23 protein-coding genes are annotated in these 20,164 nt (G+C 76.1%); 13 read left to right on the top strand and 10 right to left on the bottom strand.

Going from position 1 to position 20,164, the window contains the following annotated elements:
* Nucleotides 1–19 precede the first annotated feature (19 nt).
* From D0Z06_RS25175 to D0Z06_RS00265, 10 genes are all read left to right on the top strand, one after another.
* Nucleotides 20–169, top strand: a complete 150-nt coding sequence (locus tag D0Z06_RS25175) for a hypothetical protein (RefSeq protein WP_158579842.1) — start codon at nt 20–22, stop codon at nt 167–169.
* A gap of 53 nt (nt 170–222) precedes the next feature.
* A complete protein-coding gene (locus D0Z06_RS00295; protein WP_117375403.1) occupies nt 223–1,239 on the top strand; it encodes a TIGR03617 family F420-dependent LLM class oxidoreductase in 1,017 nt (338 codons plus the stop codon).
* 105 nt (nt 1,240–1,344) lie between these two features.
* On the top strand, nt 1,345–1,476 hold the full coding sequence (locus tag D0Z06_RS26660; RefSeq protein WP_255419321.1) for a hypothetical protein: 132 nt from the start codon (nt 1,345–1,347) through the stop codon (nt 1,474–1,476).
* A gap of 316 nt (nt 1,477–1,792) precedes the next feature.
* On the top strand, nt 1,793–2,425 hold the full coding sequence (locus tag D0Z06_RS00290) for a TetR/AcrR family transcriptional regulator (RefSeq protein WP_117375402.1): 633 nt from the start codon (nt 1,793–1,795) through the stop codon (nt 2,423–2,425).
* A 43-nt stretch (nt 2,426–2,468) separates the two neighbouring features.
* Nucleotides 2,469–2,894 carry a hypothetical protein gene (locus tag D0Z06_RS00285; protein ID WP_117375401.1) on the top strand — a complete coding sequence of 142 codons (426 nt, stop codon included), beginning with the start codon at nt 2,469–2,471 and terminating at the stop codon, nt 2,892–2,894.
* A 46-nt stretch (nt 2,895–2,940) separates the two neighbouring features.
* A complete protein-coding gene (locus D0Z06_RS25600; protein WP_199522041.1) occupies nt 2,941–3,102 on the top strand; it encodes a hypothetical protein in 162 nt (53 codons plus the stop codon).
* A gap of 37 nt (nt 3,103–3,139) precedes the next feature.
* The gene (locus D0Z06_RS00280; protein WP_117375400.1) at nt 3,140–3,520 is read left to right on the top strand and encodes a lipopolysaccharide assembly protein LapA domain-containing protein; all 381 of its coding nucleotides are present in this window, start codon (nt 3,140–3,142) and stop codon (nt 3,518–3,520) included.
* A 196-nt stretch (nt 3,521–3,716) separates the two neighbouring features.
* On the top strand, nt 3,717–5,561 hold the full coding sequence (locus D0Z06_RS00275; RefSeq protein ID WP_117375399.1) for an acyl-CoA dehydrogenase: 1,845 nt from the start codon (nt 3,717–3,719) through the stop codon (nt 5,559–5,561).
* A gap of 164 nt (nt 5,562–5,725) precedes the next feature.
* Nucleotides 5,726–5,938, top strand: coding sequence for a hypothetical protein (locus D0Z06_RS00270; protein WP_117375398.1), 213 nt, complete (start codon nt 5,726–5,728; stop codon nt 5,936–5,938).
* Between the two features lie 16 nt (nt 5,939–5,954).
* Entirely contained in the window at nt 5,955–6,140 is a 186-nt protein-coding gene (locus tag D0Z06_RS00265) for a hypothetical protein (RefSeq protein ID WP_117375397.1), read from the top strand.
* A 34-nt stretch (nt 6,141–6,174) separates the two neighbouring features.
* Here D0Z06_RS00265 and D0Z06_RS00260 read toward each other — a convergent pair whose 3' ends face one another.
* From D0Z06_RS00260 to D0Z06_RS00240, 5 genes are all read right to left on the bottom strand, one after another.
* Nucleotides 6,175–6,780: a response regulator transcription factor gene (locus D0Z06_RS00260; protein ID WP_117375396.1), complete on the bottom strand. Its 606-nt coding sequence runs from the start codon at nt 6,778–6,780 to the stop codon at nt 6,175–6,177.
* Nucleotides 6,777–7,967: a sensor histidine kinase gene (locus D0Z06_RS00255; protein ID WP_147331960.1), complete on the bottom strand. Its 1,191-nt coding sequence runs from the start codon at nt 7,965–7,967 to the stop codon at nt 6,777–6,779. The genes D0Z06_RS00260 and D0Z06_RS00255 overlap by 4 nt, the downstream gene beginning before the upstream one ends.
* Nucleotides 7,968–8,020: 53 nt before the next feature.
* On the bottom strand, nt 8,021–8,812 hold the full coding sequence (locus D0Z06_RS25170; protein ID WP_158579841.1) for an ABC transporter permease: 792 nt from the start codon (nt 8,810–8,812) through the stop codon (nt 8,021–8,023).
* 65 nt (nt 8,813–8,877) lie between these two features.
* A complete protein-coding gene (locus D0Z06_RS00245) occupies nt 8,878–9,813 on the bottom strand; it encodes an ABC transporter ATP-binding protein (protein ID WP_117375393.1) in 936 nt (311 codons plus the stop codon).
* A gap of 195 nt (nt 9,814–10,008) precedes the next feature.
* A complete protein-coding gene (locus D0Z06_RS00240; RefSeq protein WP_117375392.1) occupies nt 10,009–11,400 on the bottom strand; it encodes an MFS transporter in 1,392 nt (463 codons plus the stop codon).
* A 236-nt stretch (nt 11,401–11,636) separates the two neighbouring features.
* On the opposite strand from D0Z06_RS00240, the gene D0Z06_RS00235 reads away from it, so the two are divergent.
* From D0Z06_RS00235 to D0Z06_RS00225, 3 genes are read left to right on the top strand one after another with little or no spacing between them, the layout of a single operon-like run.
* Nucleotides 11,637–12,392 (top strand): 3-hydroxybutyrate dehydrogenase, encoded by a 756-nt coding sequence (locus D0Z06_RS00235; RefSeq protein WP_117375391.1) that lies wholly within the window; start codon nt 11,637–11,639, stop codon nt 12,390–12,392.
* A gap of 17 nt (nt 12,393–12,409) precedes the next feature.
* Complete coding sequence (locus tag D0Z06_RS00230) at nt 12,410–14,359, top strand: helix-turn-helix domain-containing protein (protein ID WP_117375390.1); 1,950 nt, start codon at nt 12,410–12,412, stop codon at nt 14,357–14,359.
* Nucleotides 14,360–14,407: 48 nt separating this feature from the next.
* Nucleotides 14,408–15,274 carry a 3-methyladenine DNA glycosylase gene (locus D0Z06_RS00225; RefSeq protein ID WP_117375389.1) on the top strand — a complete coding sequence of 289 codons (867 nt, stop codon included), beginning with the start codon at nt 14,408–14,410 and terminating at the stop codon, nt 15,272–15,274.
* A 9-nt stretch (nt 15,275–15,283) separates the two neighbouring features.
* Here the strand turns inward: D0Z06_RS00225 and D0Z06_RS00220 are convergent, their stop codons facing one another.
* From D0Z06_RS00220 to D0Z06_RS00200, 5 genes are read right to left on the bottom strand one after another with little or no spacing between them, the layout of a single operon-like run.
* Nucleotides 15,284–16,435 carry a branched-chain amino acid ABC transporter permease gene (locus D0Z06_RS00220; protein WP_199522040.1) on the bottom strand — a complete coding sequence of 384 codons (1,152 nt, stop codon included), beginning with the start codon at nt 16,433–16,435 and terminating at the stop codon, nt 15,284–15,286.
* A gap of 14 nt (nt 16,436–16,449) precedes the next feature.
* On the bottom strand, nt 16,450–17,334 hold the full coding sequence (locus D0Z06_RS00215; RefSeq protein ID WP_117375387.1) for a branched-chain amino acid ABC transporter permease: 885 nt from the start codon (nt 17,332–17,334) through the stop codon (nt 16,450–16,452).
* Nucleotides 17,331–18,089 carry an ABC transporter ATP-binding protein gene (locus D0Z06_RS00210; RefSeq protein ID WP_199522039.1) on the bottom strand — a complete coding sequence of 253 codons (759 nt, stop codon included), beginning with the start codon at nt 18,087–18,089 and terminating at the stop codon, nt 17,331–17,333. Before D0Z06_RS00210 ends, D0Z06_RS00215 begins: the two co-directional genes overlap by 4 nt.
* Complete coding sequence (locus D0Z06_RS00205) at nt 18,086–18,889, bottom strand: ABC transporter ATP-binding protein (RefSeq protein ID WP_199522038.1); 804 nt, start codon at nt 18,887–18,889, stop codon at nt 18,086–18,088. Before D0Z06_RS00205 ends, D0Z06_RS00210 begins: the two co-directional genes overlap by 4 nt.
* A 20-nt stretch (nt 18,890–18,909) precedes the next feature.
* Nucleotides 18,910–20,145 (bottom strand): substrate-binding domain-containing protein, encoded by a 1,236-nt coding sequence (locus D0Z06_RS00200; protein WP_117375386.1) that lies wholly within the window; start codon nt 20,143–20,145, stop codon nt 18,910–18,912.
* Nucleotides 20,146–20,164 lie beyond the last annotated feature (19 nt).

Below are 20,164 nucleotides of genomic sequence, written 5' to 3'. Positions count from 1 at the left end.
GAGCCGACAGGAGCGACAGATGACCGAGCCCACCGACCGCGCCCCGGACGTCGACCAGCCGGACGGCGGCGCACCCGACCGCGAGGCCAAGGGGTCCGGGACCACCCCGCACCCGCAGCAGCCGGCCGAGGGCGAGGACAGCGACGGCGGGGGCGCCGACACCCCCTGACCCGACCCCCGGCCCTGGCCGGGGCGCCCCGCGGTGCGGCAGGCTCTGCGGCCGTGCTCATCGACGCGCTCCTGCCGGCCGGCCGCGACGACGTCGCCGAGGTCGCCCGCGACCTCGAGCAGCGCGGGTACGCCGGCGCCTGGACCTCCGAGACCGCCCACGACCCCTTCCTCCCGCTGGCCCTGGCCGCCCGGACGACGCGGGACCTGCAGCTCGGGACGGCGATCGCCGTCGCCTTCGCCCGCTCGCCGATGACCGTCGCCGGCACCGCCCACGACCTGCAGCGGCTGACCCGGGGCCGGTTCGTCCTCGGCCTGGGCACGCAGGTGCGTGCGCACGTCGAGCGGCGCTTCTCGATGCCCTGGAGCGCCCCGGTGCCGCGGATGCGCGAGTACGTCGGCGCGCTGCGGGCCGTCTGGGCCGCGTGGCAGGACGGCGTCCCGCTGCGGTTCCGCGGCGAGCACTACCGGCACACGCTGATGACGCCGGTGTTCAGCCCCGAGCCGCACGAGTGGGGCGCCCCGCCGGTGCACCTGGCCGCCGTCGGCCCGGCGATGACGCGGCTGGCCGGCGAGGTCGCCGACGGGCTGCTCGTGCACGCCTTCACCACCGCCCGCTACCTCGCCGAGCGCACCCTCCCGGCCCTGGAGGAGGGCCTCGCGACCGGCGGCCGGCTCCGCGGCGACGTCGTGGTGTCCCTGCCCGGGTTCGTCGTCACCGGGCGCACCGAGGCCGAGCGGGCGCAGGCGGCGGACACGGTCCGTGAGCGGATCGCCTTCTACGGCAGCACCCCGGCCTACCGGCCGGTGCTCGACCTGCACGGCTGGGGCCGGCTCGCCGACGAGCTGCACGCGCTCTCCGTCGGGCGGGACCCCGGTCGCTGGGCCGCGATGCGGGACCTGGTCGACGACGAGGTGCTCGAGGCGGTCGCCGTGGTCGCCGCCCCGGAGGACGTCGGGACCGCGGTGCGGCACCGCTTCGGGGGCCTGGTCGACCGCTTCGGCGTGCCGGTGGGCGCGGACCCCGACCGGGACCCCTGGGCCGCCCTGGTCGCCACGTCCGGCCGCTGACCGGCCCCGGACCAGGCACGACGTGACGGATCTCTCAGCGCACGAGAGCCACGTCACCGGTTCAGGGCTGTTTCCGGGCGCCCGGCCCGGGGGAGGGTGAGGCGCATGCAGGAGATGCAACGCGACCCGCGAGTAGCCCAGGACACCCAGGCGGACCGCCCCGCCGACGAGCAGGCCGAGCGCACGACCGCCGTGGCGCGGCTGCTGGCCAACCCGCGCCGGGTCCGCCGGGCCTGAGAAAGGACCCCGTCCTCCTCACCGTGGAAGGACCGCGTCCCCCTCATCCCTCGCGCGCTCGGGACGAGCCTCGGGACGCGGCCGGCGGCGAGCCTCGGGACGGGGCCGCTGCCCCCCACGCCTCGCAGGCTCGGGGCGGGACCCTGCAGGAGGCCGAGGTGGAAGCCGCGGACGGTCACGGAACGTCACACCCGCCCCACCGCTCCCCGACGTCCCGGCGAGCCCGGCCGCCCCTCGTCACCCAGAGCGACCAACCGTCCGCCGGACCCGGCGTGCCGCGAACTGCTCCGTCACGGCCTCGGGCACGATCCGGCACGTGACCGCCGCCGCCCTCCCCCTCGCCGCCGCCGATGACGTCTCGGCCCCCGTCCGACGCAGCCGGGCGGAGCGGCAGGCGATCGTCCTCGACACCGCCGAGCGGTTGTTCGCCTCGCGCAGCTCGCGCAGCGTGGGCATGGACGAGCTCGTCCGGGAGACCGGCCTCGGCAAGATGACCGTCTACCGGCTGTTCAAGAGCAAGGACGACCTGGTCGGCGCCTACCTGGCGCGCAAGGCGGCGACCGTGCTCTCCGCCATCGACGCCGAGCTGGTGCGCCTCGAGGACGACCCCCGGGCGGCGCTGCTGTCCGTCGTCGACACCGTCGAGCGCGACGTCACCCGGGCCGGCTTCCGCGGGTGCCCGTTCACCAACGTGAGCAGCGAGTACGACGACCCCGAGCACCCCGCCCGCAACGCCGCGGCCGACTACAAGTTCGAGCTGCACGCGCGGCTGGAGCGGCTGGCGGACGCCATCGTGCCCGACGGCGGCGACGACCTCGCCGCGCAGGTGCACCTCATCATCGACGGCATGTACCTCTCCGGCGGCCTGCTCGGGCCGGACGGGCCGGCCGCCCACGGCCGCCGGCTGGCCGAGCGCCTCGTCGACGCCGCCCTCGCCGCGACCCCCTGATCCCTGACGCGCGCCCGGGGCGGGCGCACCGCAGGATGAGCCGGTGAGCAACGACCGCAGCCGGCCCGACCTCGACGACACCACCGTGGAGGGCCTCGGCAAGCTCTCCGAGGCGCTGGAGACCATCGAGCAGGCCCGCGGCCAGCTGTACGGCTTCCACCAGCACTCCGGCAAGGCCGACCTGCTCCTGCAGGACGCCGTCCGGCTGCTCCGCGAGGCGGGGCACACCCAGCTGGCCGACGACCTCGACCGCGACCTGGTCGGGCGCAACGTCATCGCCGACCGCTGGACGTTCCAGATCGTCGAGGACTACGACGACAGCTACTGGTCGGTGTTCCGGGCCTTCGACGAGCGGGCGCGCACCGAGCTCGCCGACGGCGACCGGCACGTGTACGAGGCCCGGATGAAGCAGCGCGAGCGCACCACCGGGCACCCCCGGCACCAGGCCGGTCCCGCGCTGGACGGGTGACGCGCCCCGGGTCGCCGCGGGGGCCGGCGCGCCGCAGACTCGCGGCATGACCATGCCGACACCGGACGACGAGCGCGAGACCGGCCCGCTGGGCAGCGAGACCGCCCCACCGGCGGACGAGGGGTCCCAGGGCGGCAGCGGCGGGCCGGCGTCGGGCACCGCCGGCCCGAGCTACCCGCCGGCGGAGGGTGAACCCGACGCGCGCTGACCGTGCGAGCGACCGCCCCGCGCAGCACACTCGACCCGTGACCAGTCCCGACGCCCCGAGACCCTCCGGTCCGACCGGCCCGGGTGCCGCGCCCGGTCACGGCGGCCCCGCCGGCCCCGGGGGCGTCCCGCCCAGGAACGACCCGGCCCCCGGCCGCACCGCCGGCCGGCCCGCACCGCAGCGCGAGCGCCACACCGGCCGGGCCGTCGGACGCACCCTCGCGCTGGCGCTGCTGCTCTTCGTCACCGTCGTGCTGGTGCTCTTCGTCGTCTTCAACACCCAGTCGGTGGAGATCAGCCTGGTCTTCGGCAACGTCACCGCCCCGCTGGTCGTCGCGCTGGTGATCGCCGCCGTGCTCGGCGGCCTCCTCGTGGGGCTGGCCGGCCTGGCCTCGCGCGCCCGCCGCCGCAAGGACTGACCCAGGCCACCCTCCGGGCCCGGGACCCCTCGCGGGTCCCGGGCCCTCCCCTGCTCCCCGGGGGTGCCGGCGGAGTGCCCACCCCCTCCCCCGAGCGGGTGCCGCGGGTGGCTGCTTGCTCTTGTTACTGGCCAGTAATACCGTTTGTTACCGGCGGGTACGGACGAGCCGCCCACGGAGCACGGGAGCGACGCGCATGAGCCACTACACCGCGAACCTGCGGGACCTGGAGTTCAACCTCTTCGAGTTCCTCGACACCAAGGACCGGTTCGGCACCGGGCCGTTCGCCCAGATGGACGCCGAGACCGCCCGCGGGGTGCTCGCCGAGATCCGCCGGCTGGCGGAGGGCCCGATCGCCGCGTCCTTCACCGACGCCGACCGCAACCCGCCCGTGTTCGACCCGGCCACCCACTCGGTGACCCTGCCCGAGAGCTTCAAGCGCTCGGTCCGCGCCGTCGAGGACGGCGAGTGGTTCAACCTCGACCTGCCCGAGCACCTCGGGGGCTTCGGCGCCCCGCACACCCTGACCTGGGCGGCCTTCGAGATGGTGCTCGGCGCCAACCCCGCCGTCTTCATGTACGGCTCCTGGGCCGCCTTCGCCGCCGTCCTCGACGAGCTCGGCACGCCCGAGCAGAAGCAGCTCGCCCGGCTCATGCTCGAGCGCAAGTGGGGCGCCACCATGGTGCTCACCGAGCCCGACGCCGGCTCCGACGTCGGCGCCGGCCGGACGAAGGCCGTGCGGCAGGACGACGGCTCGTGGCACATCACCGGCGTCAAGCGGTTCATCACGTCGGCCGAGCACGACCTCTCGGACAACATCGTCCACCTGGTGCTGGCCCGCCCCGAGGGCGCGGGGCCGGGCACCAAGGGGCTCTCGCTGTTCGTCGTCCCGAAGTTCCACGTCGACCTCGGGACCGGCGCGCTCGGGGAGCGCAACGGCGTCCACGTCACCAACGTCGAGCAGAAGATGGGGCTGAAGGTCTCCACGACCTGCGAGCTGACCTTCGGCGACGGCCCGGTGCCGGCCAAGGGCTGGCTGGTCGGTGGGACCCACGACGGCATCGCCCAGATGTTCAAGGTCATCGAGCACGCCCGCATGTTCGTGGGCGCCAAGGCCATCGCCACCCTGTCGGCCGGCTACCTCGTGGCGCTGGACTACGCCAAGAACCGCGTCCAGGGCGCCGACCTCACCGCCACCAGCAAGGACGCCCCGCGGGTGACGATCACCCACCACCCCGACGTGCGCCGCTCGCTGATGCTGCAGAAGTCCTACGCCGAGGGCATGCGGGCGCTCTACCTCTACGCCGCCTCGTTCCGCGACCGGGTGACCGAGGCCGAGGCCGCCGGCACCGCCGACAGCGAAGAGGCGCGGCTGGCCGCCCGGGTCAACGACCTGCTGCTGCCGGTCGTCAAGGGGTTCGGCTCCGAGCGGGCCACCCAGCTGCTCACAGCTGAGTCGCTGCAGACCCTCGGCGGGTCCGGCTACCTGCAGGACTACCCGATCGAGCAGTACATCCGCGACTCCAAGATCGACACCCTCTACGAGGGGACGACGGCGATCCAGGGCCAGGACTTCTTCTTCCGCAAGGTGGTGAAGGACGGCGGCGTCGCGCTGACCTGGCTGGCCGGCCAGATCCAGGCCACGATCGACGCCGAGGCCGGCAACGGCCGGCTCAAGGAGGAGCGGGCGCACCTGGCCAGCGCGCTGGGTGAGGTCCAGGCGATGCTGACCGCGATGTTCGGCCAGCTGGGCGCCGCCCAGGACGACATCGCGAACCTCTACCGCGTCGGCCAGAACACCACCCGGCTGCTGCTCGCCGTCGGTGACCTGGTGACCGGGTGGCTGCTGGTCCGGCAGGCCGAGGTGGCGCTCGGTGCGCTCGCCGGGGAGGTCAGCGGTCGCGACCGGCACTTCTACGAGGGCAAGCTCGCCGCGGCCCGGTTCTTCTGCTCGCAGGTGCTGCCGCGCCTGGCCGCCGAGCGCGCCGTCGCCGAGGCGACCGACAACTCCCTCATGGAGGTCGACGAGGCCGCCTTCTGAGCGGTCCCACCCCCCGCCGAGGGCGTCCTCCCGCACGGGAGGGGGCCCTCGGCGCGTTCGGGGCCGGGCTGCCGGGGCACGACCGCGGGCGGGGTGCCCGGAGCCGTTTCGCGCTCCGCGACGCGGGCATGGCGCAGGGGACGGACGAGGCGAGGAGGAAGCCCGTGACCGACCCCCAGGGCAGCGACCGGATCCAGCAGGACGTGGCGACCGCGTCCGGCACCGGCGACAACAGCGACCTGAGCTCGTCGTTCGACGACGTGCCCCTCACCGCCGAGGAGGCCGTCGAGCGGGACGCCGCCCAGCCCGACGACCTGCCGGCCACGGCCGACTCCGACGTGTCCCGCGCCGAGCGCGGCGGCACCGGCGGCGCCTGACCCCGAGAGGAGACCGATGAGCGAGCCGACGGGGTACCGCGACTCCCCCGACACCACCGACGGGCCCACCGACACCGACCTCGTCGACGGCGTCCCCGGAGAGGACCGGTCCGACGGCGGGGAGCGGGACACCACTCTCACCACCGACGACGCGGCCCAGCGGGAGGACGGCGTCGTCCGCCCCGGCAACGAGCCGGACTGAGAAAGGACCTCCCTGCGGGGGACAGGAGGTCCTTCTAGATCCAGCCGTGCCGGCGGGCGACCTCCACGGCCGCGTGCCGGTTCGGCGCACCCAGCTTGGTGGCCGCCGAGGACAGGTGGTTGCGCACCGTCCCCGGGGACAGGTGCGCCCGGGCGGCGATCTCCTCGACCGGCGCCCCGCCGGCGGCCAGCTCCAGGACGTCGGCCTCGCGCGGGGTCAGCGGGCTGTCCCCGGCGCTGATCGCCTCGGCCGCCAGCTCGGGGTCGACGTAGCGGCCGCCGCGGTGCACGGTGCGGACCACCTCCGTCAGCACCGGCGCGCTCACCGTCTTCGGCAGGAACCCGCGCACCCCCGCCTCGAGCGCCCGCTTGAGATGGCCCGCGCGGCCGTGCCCGGTCACGATCACCACGGCGCACGACGGGAGGACGGTCGCGAGGTCGGCGGCCACCCCGATGCCGTCCCGGTCGGGCATCTGCAGGTCCAGGACGGCGACGTCCGGGGTGTGCGCGCGGGCCATGGCCAGGGCCTCGGCGCCGGAAGCCGCCTGGGCGACCACCTCGAGGTCGTCCTCGAGGGCCAGCAGCGCGGCCAGCGCCGAGCGGATCAGGTTCTCGTCGTCGGCGAGCAGCACCCGGATCACGCGGGCACCGCCGCGACCAGGGTGAAGGAACCCGCCGCGGGCCGGGTGGTCAGCCGCCCCCCGGCGGCGGCCAGCCGCTCCCCCAGCCCGGTCAGGCCCGAGCCCCACGGCCCGGGCGTCCCCGCGGCGTCGTTGGTCACCGTGAGCACCACCTGCTCCCCCTCGTCGGTGAGCGCGATCGCGCACCGGCCCGCCCGGCTGTGCCGCAGCACGTTGGTCACCGCCTCGCGCACCGCCCAGCCGAGCACCACCTGGGCCGGCTCGCCCAGCCGGCCGACCACCGCCTCCCCCTCGACCGTGCAGGCCACGCCGGCCGAGCGCAGCACCGAGCGCGCCCCGGCCAGCTCGCCGGCGAGGTCGGTGGCCCGGTAGCCGCGCACCACCTCGCGGACCTCGCGCAGCGACTCCTCGGCGATCCGGCTGATCCCGGCCACCTCCTCGGCGGCGCCGGCCCGGCCCCGGCGGACCAGCTCGCCGGCCAGCTGGCTCTTCACCGCGATGGCCGAGAGGTTGCGGCCCATGACGTCGTGCAGGTCCCGGGCGAAGCGCAGCCGCTCCTCGGCGACGGCCAGCTGGGCCTGCACCCCGCGGGTGCGCTCCATCTCCCGGACCACGTCGAGCACCCGGACGGAGAAGCGGAAGGCCAGGGCCAGGAGGGTCAGCGCCGCGCCGGTGACCACGGCCTGCACCGCGCCCACCGCCGGGGGTGCCCCCAGGGCGACGACGAGGACGCCGATCGCCCCGCCGACGCCGAACCCGGCGCGGGTCAGCGTCCGGGTGGGCCAGACCGCGGCGGCGGCCGTGAGGACCATCGCCGGCGGCATGCCCGCCCCCCAGACGAGCGCGGGGCTCCCGGGGACGCCCTCCCCGTAGGCGAGCACCCCGGCGGCCGAGGTCAGCAGGGCCACCGCCGCGGCGGCGAGTGCCGGGCCCCGCGGCAGGGTCCGGCGGGTCAACCGCGCGGCCAGCCCGGCCCGGGCGAGCAGCACCGCGGTGAGCGCCACCGCCACGGAGCCGGCCAGGAACACCGTCGCGGCCGGTTGGTCGGGCGGCTGCTCCGCCGAGCCGTGGATGCCGACGGACAGCAGCGGGGCGGTCGCCAGCCAGCCGTAGAAGGACCAGCGGGTGTAGAGCTCGATGCGCTGCGGGTCGGTGCGGTCGCTCCACCACCGCGCGACGGTCGGCACGGCGGCCATGCTGCCGTACCGACCGTGCCGCCCGGTCGCCGCCCGGTCCACCGTCAGCGCCGCGGGGCCCAGCGGAACGCGCGGGCGGTCAGGGCCCCCGCACCGAGCAGCCAGGCGACGAGCACCGCGAGGGGGACGAGCGCGGCCCCGTACAGGTCGGCACCGGCGACCGCCGCGCCGTCCCAGGTCCGCCCGGCCAGCCCCAGCTGCAGCAGCTCGACGACCGGCGTGAGCGGCAGCAGCCGGGCGACCGTGGCCAGCGCCTCGGGCAGGGCGGTCAGCGGGAAGAACAGGCCCGACAGCGCGGTGGCCCCGACGACGACCGGCAGCGTGGTGATCTGCGCGGACTCCGGGGTCCGGGTGAACAGGGTGCTCGCGGTGGCCAGCACCACCATCAGCGCCGCGCCGAGGACGACGGCCAGCAGCGGCAGGACGACGTCCACCGGGGCGGTCCACCGCCCGAGGACGGCGATGCCGGCGGCGAGCAGGACGACCTGGCCGGCGGTGACCAGCAGCGTGGGCACGGCGGTGGCCAGCAGCACCTCCGGTCCGGACAGCTCGCCGGTGCGCAGCCGCTGCAGCACGAGGTCCTCGCGGCGGGCGACGTAGGTGGTCACCAGGTTGTAGTAGGTCAGGAACACGAGGGTGACGACCACCGCCGTACCCACCAGGCCGCGGCCGCCGACGTCCCCGACCAGGGGGACGAAGGCGACCAGCAGCAGGGGCAGGGCGACGGAGTTGACGAGGGCCGTGCGGTTGCGCAGCAGCAACCGGGTCTCGGCGCCGACCAGGGCGGCGATGCGGCGGGCGCGGGACGGGCCGGCAGGAGCGGTCGGCGTGGTCACGGGAGCGGTCTCCTCCCCGGGTCGGGGGTCGGTCGGCGGGTGGGTCGAGGGCGGTCGGCAGGTGGTCAGTCGGCGTCGGCGACGGCGAGGAACGCCTGCTCCAGCGAGGCGGCGCGGGCCTGCAGGGCGCGCAGGACGACGCCGTGGCGGGCGGCCCAGGCCAGGAGCTCGGCGAGCACCGGCTGCAGGCTCCGGGTCCGCCAGTCGACGCGGGGGCCGGCCTCGACGACCTCGACGGCGTCGGGCACCGGTGGCGCCGGCGTGCCCGGGTCGAGGGTGAAGCGGATGGTGGCCGGCTGGGTCTCGGCGATCTCCTCCTGGGTGCCGGCGAGGACGACGCGCCCGGCCTTGAGCACGGCGATGCGGTCGGCGAGCTCCTCGGCCTCCTCGAGGTGGTGGGTGGTGAGGACGACGGCGGCCCCGTCGTCCACGAGGCCGGCGACCAGCCGCCACACCTGCCGGCGGCTCTCCGGGTCCAGCCCGGTGGTCGGCTCGTCGAGGACGACGACCCGCGGGCGGCCCAGCAGCGCCATCGCGAGGTCCAGCCGCCGCCGCTCGCCCCCGGAGAGGCTGCGCACCCGGACGTCGGCGCGCCCGGTGAGCCCGACCTGCGCCAGGGCCTCGGCGGGTTCCCGCGGCGCGGTGAGGGTGCCGGCCCAGGCCCGCACGACCTCGGCGACGGTGAGGTCCCCGGGCAGGCCGCTGGACTGCAGCAGCACTCCGAGGTGCGGGCGCACCCGGGCGCGGTCGGCGACCGGGTCGGCGCCGAGCACGCGCACCGTCCCGCCGGAGGGCCGGGCCAGGCCCTCGAGCACCTCGAGCGCGGAGGTCTTGCCGGCGCCGTTGACGCCGAGCAGCGCGAACACCTCCCCCGGGTGCACCTCGAAGGAGACGCCCCGGACCGCCTCGAAGTCGCCGTAGGCGCGACGCAGGTCGGCGACCTCGACCGCCGGCGGGGCAGCGGTCGCGCCGGTGCCGCTGCGGGTGGGGGCAGGCTGCACGGGGTTCTCCCTCCTCGGGTGCCCGCCGGCCGGGGGTCGGCCGGTCTCTCCGGGCACCCCCCACGCTGCCGCCGTCCCGAGCCCGGCACAGGTGCCGGATCTCACGTCCTGCGGCCGGCACGCCACGGGCCCCCCGTGACAGCAGTCACGGGGGGCCCGTGCGGCACCCTCACCCGGCCCGGCGGGCGCTCCGGCTCAGCCCCCGGCGGTGCGGGGCCCGGCGCCCGTGGCGGCGCCGTCGGCCCGGCCGGCGGCGTCCGTGGCCGCATCGTCGGCCAGGTCGCGGCGGGAGGTCTCGCCGTAGGTCCACACCGCGAGCAGGGTCACCACCGCGCAGCCGACGACGTAGAGCACGACGGCGGTGACGTTCGGCGCGTCGAAGCTGCCCAGCAGGGCCAGCGCGATGAGGGGCGCCGGCGCACCGGCGACCAGCGAGGACAGCTGGGCGCCGACCGAGACCCCGGTGTAGCGGGCCTTGGTGCCGAAGAGCTCGGAGAAGAACGCCGCCTGCGGGCCGTACATCGCGCCGTGGAAGAGCAGGCCGACGGTGACCGCGACGACGGCGAGGGCGAACCGACCGGTGTCCAGCAGGGGGAAGAAGGCGAACGCCCAGGCCCCGATGCCGGTGGCCCCCAGCAGGTAGACCGGCCGCCGGCCGAGGCGGTCGGAGAGGTGGCCCCAGAGCGGGATCGTCACCAGGTGCACCACCGAGGCCAGCAGCACCGCGTTGAGCGCGAAGGAGGAGTCCAGCCCGACGACGTTGGTCAGGTAGGTGAGGCTGAAGGCGGTGAGCAGGTAGAAGGACACGTTCTCGGCGATGCGGGCACCCATGGCGGTGAGCACCTCGCGGCGGTAGCGGGTGAGCACGGTGACGATCGGGGCCTTCTCGGCCCGGCCGGTCGCCGCGGCCTGGGCCTCGGCGGCCCGCTGGGCCGCCAGGAACACCGGGGACTCCGACACGCTCAGCCGCACCCACAGGCCCACCAGGATGAGCACCGCGGAGAGCAGGAACGGGATCCGCCAGCCCCAGGCCTCGAACGCGGCGTCGGACTGGAACGCGGCCAGCGCCGCCAGGACGCCGGTGGCCAGCAGGTTGCCCGCCGGGGCCCCGGCCTGCGGCCAGGAGGCCCAGAAGCCGCGGTGCTCGGGCCGGCCGTGCTCGGAGACGATGAGCACCGCCCCGCCCCACTCGCCGCCGAGGGCGAAGCCCTGCACCAGCCGCAGCGCGATGAGCAGCACGGGGGCCAGGACCCCCACGCTGCCGTAGGTGGGCAGCAGGCCGATGAGGAACGTGGCGCCGCCCATCATCAGCAGCGACACGACCAGCAGCTTCTTGCGGCCGAGCCGGTCACCGAAGTGGCCGAACACCAGCGCCCCGACGGGGCGGGCGAAGAAGCCGACCGCGTAGGTCGCGAAGGCGGCGAGGACGCCGACGAAGTCGTCGCTCTCGGGGAAGAAGAGCGGGCCGAAGACCAGGGCGGCCGCCGAGCCGTAGAGGAAGAAGTCGTACCACTCGACCGTGGTGCCGACGATGCTCGCGCCGACGACGCGGCCGAAGCGCGTGCCGGTCTGCGCGGGTGCGGACATGAGGGATCTCCTCGGGGAGCGGCAGGGGGACGGGGGACGACGCTAGGTCCGCGGTGCACCCGCCCACCATGTGCCCGGACCCACGGTGCGGTCGTGCTCGGTGTGGTGGTGGCACACCGGCTGGCGCGGCACCTCCCCGGTCGGACCGGATCACGGTGGCGGGGGCCACACCGCGGTCCCCGCCCGTGTGCTGCGACCCCATGTCGGCGACGCGGCCGTGGCCCTAGCGTGGCCGCATGACGAACGAGCAGCCGCTGGCCGGGCGCCGGGCACTGGTCACCGGTGGGGCGTCGGGCATCGGGCGGGCGTGCGCGGTCCGGCTGGCGGAGGCCGGTGCGCACGTCGTCGTCCTCGACCGGGACGGCGACGCCGCCCGCAGGGTCGCCGACGGGATCGGCGGCACCGCGGTCGCCGCGGACCTCACCGACCTGGCCGGCGTCGACGCCCTCGACCTCGACGTCGACGTGCTGGTGAACAACGCCGGGCGGCAGCACGTGGCCCCGCTGCACGAGTTCCCGACCGAGGTCTTCTCGGCGATCCTGCGGCTGATGCTGGAGGCGCCGTTCCGGCTGGTGCGCGGCGCGCTGCCCCACATGTACGGCCGCGGCTGGGGCCGGGTGGTCAACATCAGCTCCGTGCACGGGCTGCGGGCCTCGCCGTACAAGAGCGCCTACGTGACCGCCAAGCACGGGCTGGAGGGGCTGTCCAAGGTGGTGGCGCTGGAGGGGGCGCCGCACGGGGTGACCTCCAACTGCGTCAACCCGGCCTACGTGCGGACCCCGCTGGTCGAGGGCCAGATCGCCGACCAGGCCCGGGCCCACGGGTTGTCGGAGGACGAGGTCGTCGAGCGGGTGATGCTCGCCCCGGCCGCGGTCAAGCGGCTGATCGAGCCGGTGGAGGTGGCCGACGCCGTCCTCTGGCTGTGCTCACCGGCGGCGCAGTCGGTCACCGGCACCTCGCTGGCCATGGACGGCGGGTGGAGCGCCCACTGACCGTGCGACCGGCGAGGATGCCGGTCGTGCCACGGGATGCCGCACCGACCACCGCCGGGGCCGGCCCGGCCGCCGACGACGCCACCACCTGGGCCGCCGAGTACCTCGGGCTGCTGCTCGAGGACGCCGCGCCGATCGCCTACGAGGGCCCGCTGGTGCGGGCGCGGGCGGCGGGCGCGCCGCCCGCGGTGCTGGCCGGGCTCGAGCGGGCCCGCCTGCTGGCCCTGCAGGTCCGCGACGCCTTCGAGGCCCGCCGCCGCCGCGAGTCGGAGCTCTCGGCGCTGTTCGACACCGCCAGCGACCTGGCCACCCTGCGCAGCGTCGACGAGGTGCTCACCGCGATCGTCCGCCGGGCCCGCCAGCTGCTGGGCACCGACGTCTCGTACCTGACCCTCAACGACGACGCCCGCGGCGACACCTACATGCGGGTGACGGACGGCTCCGTCTCGGCCCGCTTCCAGGCCCTGCGGCTGCCGATGGGCGAGGGTCTCGGCGGGCTGGTCGCCCAGTCGGCCGCCCCCTACGCGACCGCCGACTACTTCGCCGACGCCCGGTTCCACCACACCGACGTCATCAACTCCGGGGTCCGCGAGGAGGGGCTGGTCGCCATCCTCGGCGTGCCGCTCATCCGGGGCCCCCGGGTCATCGGGGTGCTGTACGCGGCCGACCGGTCGCAGCGGTCCTTCGAGCGCTCCGAGGTCGCGCTGCTGGGCTCGCTGGCCGCGCACGCCGCGATCGCCCTGGACAACGCCCGCCTGCTCGAGGAGACCCGCGCCGCCCTGCACGAGCTGTCGGCGGCCGGCCGGGAGCTGCGCGAGCACACCGCCTCGGTCGAGCGGGCCGCCGGCGCCCACGACCGCTTCATCGACGTGGTGCTGCACGGCGGCGGGGTGGAGGACGTCGCGGCCGCGGTCACCGAGGCGCTCGGCGGCCGCATCACCGTGCTGGACGAGGAGGGCCGGGCCGTGTCGTCGTCCCCCGGCGGCGGCGAGCTGCCCGCCGACCCGGCGGCCGCGCTGACCCTGGCCCGCAGCACCGGCCGCACGGTCCGCGACGGCAGCTGGTGGACCGCCGCGGTGACCGTCGGCAGCGAGCTCCTCGGCGGGCTGGTGCTGCACCGGGACGACGGCCTGTCGGACTCCGACCAGCGCATCCTCGAGCGCGCCGCCCTGGTCACCGCGCTGCTCCTGCTCATCCGGCGGACCGCCGGCGAGGCGGAGGGCCGGGTGCGCGGTGAGCTGCTGGAGGAGCTGCTCGGCAGCGCGCTGCGCGACCCCGACGGGCTGCGCGAGCGGGCGCGGCGGCTGGGGGCCGACCTCGACCGGCCGTACGCGGTCGTCGTCCTGCGGGTCGAGGAGGCGTGCCGTGGCCGGGCGCTGGCGGCGGCCGGGCACCTGGCCGCCCTCCGCGGCGGGCTCGCCGGGGCGCACGACGGCGCGGTGGTCCTCTGCCTGCCCGACGTGGACGCCGCGACCGCCGCGGCCACCGCCCGCCGCGAGGTCGCCGCCGCCGCCGGCCGCCCGGTGACCGCCGGCGGCGCCGGGCCGGCCCGCGGCCCGGGTGGGGTGGCGCCCGCGCACGCCGAGGCGCGGCGGTGTGCGGCCACGCTGGAGGCGCTGGGCCGGGCCGGGGAGTCGGCCGGGGCCGCCGAGCTGGGGTTCGTGGGCCTGCTGCTCGGGGAGGGCCGCGAGGTCGGCGGGTTCGTCCGGGGCACGCTCGGTCCGGTGCTGGACTACGACGCCCGGCGGGGCACCGACCTGGTCGGCACGCTGCGGGCCTACTTCGACGCCGGCGCCTCCCCCGCCCGGGCCGCCGAGCGGCTCTCGGTGCACGTCAACACGGTCACCCAGCGCCTGGAGCGGGTCGGCCGGCTGCTCGGCCGCGAGTGGTCGGCACCGGACACCGCGCTGGAGGTGCAGCTCGCGCTGCGCCTGCACCGGCTCACCGGCTCCGCGGCGCTGGACTGACACCTCGGGTCCGGGCGGGTCCGGGCGGGCGCCGCCTACCCTGGCCCGGTGCCCGCCGCTGCGACCTCGCTGACCGCCGCCGTCTGGACCGCCCGGGCGCAGGCGCACGCGGAGCGGGCCGACGCCCTGACCGCCGGGCACCGGGCGCGGCGGGCCACCGGGGAGCGGCACCCCGTCGAGGACTTCCTCTACGAGTACTACCCGACCCGCCCGTCGGTGCTGCGCCGCTGGCACCCGGGGGTGGGGACGGCGCTCGAGGGCCCGGCCCCGCACGCCGGGTGGCGGCACTACTCCACCGGCGCCGACGGCGCGGTGACTCTGGACGCGGCGGCCTTCCGGGAGGCCCGCGGGGACGCCGTCGCCTTCGTCGCCCGGCTGCTGGCCGCCACCGCCGGCCGCCCGCCCACCTTCGGCTGCTTCGGGCTGCACGAGTGGGCGATGGTCTACCGCGCCGCCGCGCACCGGCACCCCCTGCCGCTGCGGCTCGGCCAGGCCGGCACGGACGCGGTGGTGGAGGGCGCCACGGTGCGCTGCTCGCACGTCGACGCCTTCCGCTTCTTCACCCCGGAGGCCGTCGGGCTCAACCGGCTGCAGCCGACCCGCGCCACCCAGGTGGACCTCGAGCAGCCCGGCTGCCTGCACGCGACCATGGACCTCTACAAGTGGGCCACCAAGCTGGGGCCCGCCGTCCCCGGTGAGCTGCTGCTCGACTGCTTCGCACTGGCCCGCGCCGTGCGGGAGCTGGACATGCGCGCCTCCCCCTACGACCTGCGGGCGCACGGCCGAGCGCCGGTGCGGATCGAGACCGCGGAGGGCCGGGCGGAGTACGCGGCGGCGCAGCGCGGGTTCACCGCCCGCGGCGCGGCGCTGCGCGCGCGGCTCCTCGAGGTCTGCGAGGTCCTCGACGGGGCCTGACCCCGGGCGTCAGGTCCCGTCGTGCGGCCGGCCGGCACCGGCGCCCACACCGGCCCCGCGGCCGGCGGCGTCGCGCAGCTGCTCGACCACCCGCCCGGGCGGCGGCGTCCCGTCGCCCGCCGGCCGCGCGCGGCCGCCGCGGCGCTCGCGCAACCGGGACACCAGACCGGCGATGCCCCCCGGCACGAAGAACACCACCAGGACGAACAGCGTGCCGAGCAGGAACAGCGGCTCCGACAGCGGCACCCGGAGCCAGGCCGGGAGGTCCTGCACCGCGGGGGAGGCGGCCAGGTCGGTCAGCCGGCTGTCCAGGTAGGTGTAGAGGACGCCGCCGAGCACCGCCCCCCACCGGCTGCCCGCACCGCCGAGCACCACCATGACCAGGAGCCCGAGGGTGAAGTCGGCGGTCGTCACCCGCGGCGTGGACCCGCCCAGCAGCAGCAGGTGCACCACCCCGCCGAAGGCGGCGAGCAGGCCGGCGAGCACGAAGACCAGCAGCTTGAAGCCGTAGGGGCGCAGGCCGAGCACCTCGACCCGCCGCTCGTTCTCCCGGATCGCCTGCCACACGTGGCCGGCGCGGGAGTTGGTCACCCAGGTCACCACGAGGTACACCAGCGCCAGGTAGGCCAGGGCCAGCCAGTACTTGTTCACCGTGTTGAAGACCCCGACGAGCGCGTCCGGGATCGGGTCGCGGGCCACGGCCAGCCCCTCCTCGCCGCCGGTGAGCCCGCCCGGGTCCTGCAGCACGAGGATGGAGCCGACCTGCGCGGTGGCCAGGGTGACCATCGAGAAGGCGATGCCGGAGACCCGCAGGGCGACGCCGCCGACCAGCAGCGGGAGGGCGATGCCCACCGCGCTGGTGAGCAGCAGCGCCGGCCCCAGCCCCCAGCCGAGCTCGGTGAGCGCCAGGTTGGCCACGTACGTCCCCGCGGCGAAGTACAGCGCGTGGCCGAAGGACAGCAGCCCGGTGAAGCCGAAGAGCAGGTCGTAGGAGAGCGCGACCCCGCCGAAGACGAGGCACAGCGCCAGCAGCTGGAGCGTGCCCGGGCTGTTCAGCACGCCGTCGAACAGGCCCGGCACCTGCAGCGTGGAGTACGGCAGCAGCGCCAGCACCACCAGGACGACCAGCGGGGCGAACCTCCCCGGACGCAGACCGCGCACCCCGCCGTCCCCTCTCATGCCACCCTCGCCGTCAGCCCGCCCGGGCGCGCCAGCAGGACCACGGCCAGCAGCAGGACGACCGACAGGTCGCCGACCCCGCTGGCCGCGTAGTAGTTCGCGAACTGCTGCACCAGGCCCACCAGCACCGCCGCGGCCGCCGTCCCGGTGATCGAGCTCATCCCGCCGATGACGACGACGATGAAGGCGAAGATCAGCAGGGAGGTGCCCTGGCCGGGCGAGATGGAGCCCAGGTACACCCCGCCGAGCGCCCCGGCCAGCGCGGCGAAGGCACCGCCGACGGCGAAGACGAGGGTGAAGGCCTTGCGGACGTCGATGCCCAGGGCGGTGACCATCGAGCGGTTCTCCACGCCCGCGCGGATCACCAGGCCGACCCGGGTGGTCCGGAGGAACACCAGGACGGCGACCAGCACGAGCACCGCGGTCGCGACGAGCAGGAACCGGTCGTTGGGCACCTGGGCGCCGAGCAGGGACGTCGTCCGCTGGGTCCACGCCGGCCGCGGGAACGGGCGGGGGTCCGAGCCCCAGATGGCCCGCACCAGCGCCACGAGGGCCAGGCTCAGCCCGACGGTCACCAGGACCTGCTCGATGTGCCGCTCGTACAGCGGCCGGATGAGCAGCAGCTCGACGAGGGCGGCCACGAGCGTCCCGACGGCGACCCCGAAGACCACCGCGTAGACGAACGACCAGCCGCCGTCCCCCGCCCCGGGCAGGTTCTCCGCGGCCCACCAGGTGCCGTAGGCGCCGATGGTGAGGAACGCGCCGTGGGCGAAGTTCAGCACGCCCATCAGCCCGAAGATCAGCGACAGCCCGGAGGCGACGAGGAAGTAGAGGGCGGCCAGCCCCAGGCCGGTCACGGCGAGCAGGACGAAGGTGCTCATGCGGCGTGCCCCCCGCTCGGTGCCACGCCCAGCAGCTCGCGGGTGCGGTCGGCGTCGGCCAGCAGGTCGGGCGCCGACCCGCTCCAGGCCACCCGGCCCTGGTCGACGACGACGGCGTCGGTGGCCAGCCGGCGCACCACCGTCAGGTTCTGCTCGACGAGCAGGATCGTCACCTCCTCGGCCGCGCGGGCCAGCACCTCGGCGACCTCGGCGACCAGCAGCGGCGCCAGCCCCTTGGTCGGCTCGTCGACGAGCAGCAGCCGGTTGTCGTTGAGCAGCAGCCGGGCGATCGCCACCATCTGCTGCTGGCCGCCGGAGAGGGTGCCGGCCAGCTGCCGGCCGCGGGTGCGCAGCTCCGGGAACAGCTCGAACACCCGGTCGTGGTGGTGGGCGCTGCCGCGCCGCTCGGCGAGCGCCAGGTTCTCCGCCACGGTCAGCCCGCCGAAGACCTCGCGGTCCTCCGGGGCGTAGCCGACGCCGAGCCGCACCACCTCGTGCGTGCGCCGCCCCGACAGCCGGTGCACCCGCCCGTCGGCGCCGGTGAGCTCGACCAGCCCGGTCGAGGGGACCAGCCCGAGCGCGGCCTTGACGGTGGTCGTCTTGCCGGCGCCGTTGCGACCCAGCAGGGCGGTCACCCCGCCCTGGCGCACGGCCAGGTCGACCCCCTGCAGGATGTGGCTGCCCGAGAGCCGGACGTGCACGTCGGACATGCGGAGCAGGACGTCGCCGCGGCCGGCCGCCGTCGCGCCGCTCACAGCGCGTCCCCCAGGTAGGCCTCCTGGACGGCGGGGTCGGCGGTGACCCGCCCGGGGGTGTCCAGGGCCAGCAGCGAGCCGTGGTGCATGACCGCCACCCGGTCGGCCAGGCCCAGCAGCACGTCCATGTGGTGCTCGACCATGAGCACGGTCCGGCCCTCCTCGCGGTGCACGCCCGCAATGACCTCGGTGAGTCCGCCGACGTCCTCGATGCTCACCCCGGCCATCGGCTCGTCGAGCAGCACGACGGCCGGGTCGGTGGCCAGCAGGATGGCCAGCTCCAGCTTGCGCTTGTCCCCGTGGGAGAGGGAGCCGGCCAGGGCGGTGGCGCGGTGCCCGAGCCGGACCCGCTCCAGGGCCCGGCCGGCCACCTCGTACGCGCGGTCGGTGCGCCGCACCAGCTGCCAGGGCCGCAAACTCCCGCCCAGCCGGGCCTGCGCGGCCAGCCGGACGTTCTCCTCCACGGTCAGCCCCGCGAAGACCGACGAGGCCTGGAAGGTGCGGCCCAGGCCGCGCCGGGCCCGTGCCGCCGGGCTCGCCGACGTGATGTCGGCGCCGTCCAGCGTCACGCTGCCCGAGGTGACCGGGAGCAGCCCGGAGAGCAGGTTGAACAGCGACGTCTTGCCCGCCCCGTTGGGGCCGATGACGGCCACGAACTCGCCCGGCGCCACGTCGAAGCCGACGTCGGAGACGATCACCGCCCCGCCGATGGCGCAGGTCAGGCCCGCCACCTGCAGCACCGGCGCCCCGGGCGGCGGCGCGGTCGGGGCCGCCGCCCGGCTCCCCACCGGTCCGGACACGTCCTGCCCCCCGGCCCCGGTCAGGAGGAGGCGACCGGCGGGGCGGTCGCCTCCGGGTCCAGCGTGTCGACGAGGACGGGGACGAGCTCGCCGCCCTGCTGCTCGAGGCGCGCCTGGAACATCGGCTGCAGCAGGGCGTGGTCCTCCTCGCGGATGGTCAGCTCGCCCTTGACGCCGTCGAACGTCCAGCCCTCGAGGGCGTCGATCATGGCCGTGACGTCGTCCCCACCGCCCTCCTCGACGGCGCGCGCGATCATCTGGGCGGCCGTGCACCCGTCGGGCGTGAAGAGGTCGACCTCGCCGCCGGCGGCCTCGACCCGCTCGGCCATGCCCTGGGCCACCTCGTTGTCCACGGCCTCGGCGAAGAAGTGGGAGAGGAAGTTCAGCTGGCCGGCGACCTCGTCGCCGTAGGTCGGGTAGGACGCCCGCAGGTCCAGGCCGGTGACGACGTTGGTGGAGTCGAAGACCCCCTGCTGGCCCATGGCCTGCCACATGGCGGGCGCGGTCTCCCCGGCCCAGGCGACGAAGGTCAGGTCCGCGCCGGCGTCGCGGGCCTGCGCGGCGAACGGCGTGAGGTCGGTGGCGCTGGCCGGGACGAGCAGGGGCGTGACGGTCGCCCCGCCCTGGTCGCCGAGGACGGCGGTGACCGCGGCGACGTTGGCCTGGCCGAAGGCGCTGTCCTGGGCGAAGACCAGCACGCTCTTGCCGGCGGCGTCCCCGATGAAGGACTCGGCTGTGCGCACGTCCTGGTAGGTCTGCCGGCCGGAGCGGAAGGTGTTGTCGTTGACGCCGGTGAGGGCGTCCGTGGCGGCCGGACCGGAGATGAACAGCACGTCGTTCTGCTCCGCGAGCGGGGCCACCTGCGTGGCCACCCCGGAGGAGGCCGAGCCGGCCAGGATCTGCACGCCCTGGCCGATCAGGTCGGTGGCCTCGGCGACGGCCTTGGCGGGGTCACCGGCGTCGTCCCGCTGGATGACCTCGATCGGCCGGCCGCCGACCTCGCCGGTGCCGTCGGTGACCATGTCCAGGCAGGCCTCGAACCCCTGCAGGTACTGGGCGCCGTAGGCGGCCAGCGGACCGGAGGTGGAGGTCACCAGCCCGACCTGGACCGGCGAGCCCTCGTCCCCGCCCCCACCGCCGCCACCGCCACCGGCGCTCCCCGCCGTCGGGCTGCCGCAGGCGGTGGCCATCGCCAGGACACCGGTCACCCCCAGGCAGACGGCGGTGGTGCGGGACCGGGGACGGCGTCGCGTCATCACGTGCTCCTCGGGGTGC

Origin of the sequence: Geodermatophilus marinus, from assembly GCF_003428645.1 — a bacterium.
Taxonomy (GTDB): domain Bacteria; phylum Actinomycetota; class Actinomycetes; order Mycobacteriales; family Geodermatophilaceae; genus Geodermatophilus.
The sequence above is the reverse complement of the archived record's forward strand: the minus strand, read 5'-3'. Positions and strand labels throughout refer to the sequence as shown.